This window comes from Mesorhizobium sp. 1M-11 (genome assembly GCF_001303895.1).
Classification (GTDB): Bacteria; Pseudomonadota; Alphaproteobacteria; order Rhizobiales; family Rhizobiaceae; genus Mesorhizobium.
Map to the genome: position 1 here is coordinate 1 of NZ_LJSD01000047.1, position 2,228 is coordinate 2,228.

General features: G+C 61.4%; 2 protein-coding genes. Both read left to right on the forward strand.

Annotation, left to right across the window (positions count from 1 at the left end; translation table 11 throughout):
- Positions 1 to 25: 25 nt before the first annotated feature.
- On the forward strand, positions 26 to 955 hold the full coding sequence (locus AO692_RS19605) for a flagellin (protein ID WP_054308467.1): 930 nt from the start codon (positions 26 to 28) through the stop codon (positions 953 to 955).
- A gap of 281 nt (positions 956 to 1,236) precedes the next feature.
- Entirely contained in the window at positions 1,237 to 2,166 is a 930-nt protein-coding gene (locus AO692_RS19610) for a flagellin (protein ID WP_054308467.1), read from the forward strand.
- Positions 2,167 to 2,228 lie beyond the last annotated feature (62 nt).

Consider the following 2,228-nt stretch of genomic DNA (forward strand, 5'->3'; position numbering starts at 1 on the left):
GAGTTTAGTAAAAGGAACAGGACTTATGTCCAGCATTCTGACCAACGCCGCCGCCTTGACCGCTCTTCAGAGCCTCAATGCAACCAACAAGAACCTGACCGTCACCCAGGGCCGCATCGCCACCGGCATGCGCGTCGCCGAGGCCGCCGACAACGCCGCCTACTGGTCGATCGCCACCACCATGCGTTCCGACAACAAGGCTAACTCGGTCGTGCAGGACGCGCTCGGCCTGGGCGCCGGCAAGGTTGACACCGCCTACACCGCCATGAACAAGGCGATCGACGTCGTCGACCAGATCAAGCAGAAGGTGCTGCTGGCCAAGACCTCCAGCGCGGCCGACCGCGAGCGCATCCAGACGGAAATCGGCAACCTGCAGTCCCAACTCAAGGACAACATCGCCGGTGCCAACTATGCTGGTTCGAACCTGCTGAAGACCGACTCGACCTCGACGACTGACACCAAGCTGACGGTCATGACCTCCTACAACCGCGATTCGGCTGGCAAGGTTACGACCGGCACGATCGACGTCGATTTCACGAACATCCGACTGATCGATTCGAACGCCGCCACCGGCGCTGTGGGAACTGGCATCCTGGACAAGGCGTTCTCGACGGGCGGCGCGTCGACTTTGGATCTGAAGGTTTCCGGCACGGGCGGTGCAAGCACTGCCGGCGATTTCGACGCCCTGCTCACCGGCATCGAAGCTGCCTTGAAGGGCATGGCCACCGGCGCTGCAGAACTCGGTGCTGCGAAGGCGCGCATCGACATGCAGAAGGACTTCGTTTCGAAGCTTTCGGACTCGATCGATCGCGGCGTCGGCCAGCTCGTTGACGCCGACATGAACAAGGAATCGACTCGCCTGCAGGCCCTCCAGGTCCAGCAGCAGCTCGGTATCCAGGCTCTGTCGATCGCCAACGGCTCGTCGCAGCAGATCCTGTCGCTCTTCCGCGGCTGATCCCGAACCTTCTCAGGCAACAACTTCATCTTTCGGGCCGCGCCAAAAGCGCGGCCCGATTTGCATTTGTTCCCCTCAGGGCAAAGCGTGCCAATTGGCGACCTTTGGGCCACTTCAGGCGAATTGCACCTTGCATATTAGCGGTTTGGTAGGACCTCTCCGCCATAAAGGCGACCTAGAGAGCGGGTGGCTGAAACCAGCCACAGGCATGATGCCGCTCCGCTCTGGCCGATAGATTACGGCATGTTCCTTGGTAGAGTTTAGTAAAAGGAACAGGACTTATGTCCAGCATTCTGACCAACGCCGCCGCCTTGACCGCTCTTCAGAGCCTCAATGCAACCAACAAGAACCTGACCGTCACCCAGGGCCGCATCGCCACCGGCATGCGCGTCGCCGAGGCCGCCGACAACGCCGCCTACTGGTCGATCGCCACCACCATGCGTTCCGACAACAAGGCTAACTCGGTCGTGCAGGACGCGCTCGGCCTGGGCGCCGGCAAGGTTGACACCGCCTACACCGCCATGAACAAGGCGATCGACGTCGTCGACCAGATCAAGCAGAAGGTGCTGCTGGCCAAGACCTCCAGCGCGGCCGACCGCGAGCGCATCCAGACGGAAATCGGCAACCTGCAGTCCCAACTCAAGGACAACATCGCCGGTGCCAACTATGCTGGTTCGAACCTGCTGAAGACCGACTCGACCTCGACGACTGACACCAAGCTGACGGTCATGACCTCCTACAACCGCGATTCGGCTGGCAAGGTTACGACCGGCACGATCGACGTCGATTTCACGAACATCCGACTGATCGATTCGAACGCCGCCACCGGCGCTGTGGGAACTGGCATCCTGGACAAGGCGTTCTCGACGGGCGGCGCGTCGACTTTGGATCTGAAGGTTTCCGGCACGGGCGGTGCAAGCACTGCCGGCGATTTCGACGCCCTGCTCACCGGCATCGAAGCTGCCTTGAAGGGCATGGCCACCGGCGCTGCAGAACTCGGTGCTGCGAAGGCGCGCATCGACATGCAGAAGGACTTCGTTTCGAAGCTTTCGGACTCGATCGATCGCGGCGTCGGCCAGCTCGTTGACGCCGACATGAACAAGGAATCGACTCGCCTGCAGGCCCTCCAGGTCCAGCAGCAGCTCGGTATCCAGGCTCTGTCGATCGCCAACGGCTCGTCGCAGCAGATCCTGTCGCTCTTCCGCGGCTGATCCCGAACCTTCTCAGGCAACAACTTCATCTTTCGGGCCGCGCCAAAAGCGCGGCCCGATTT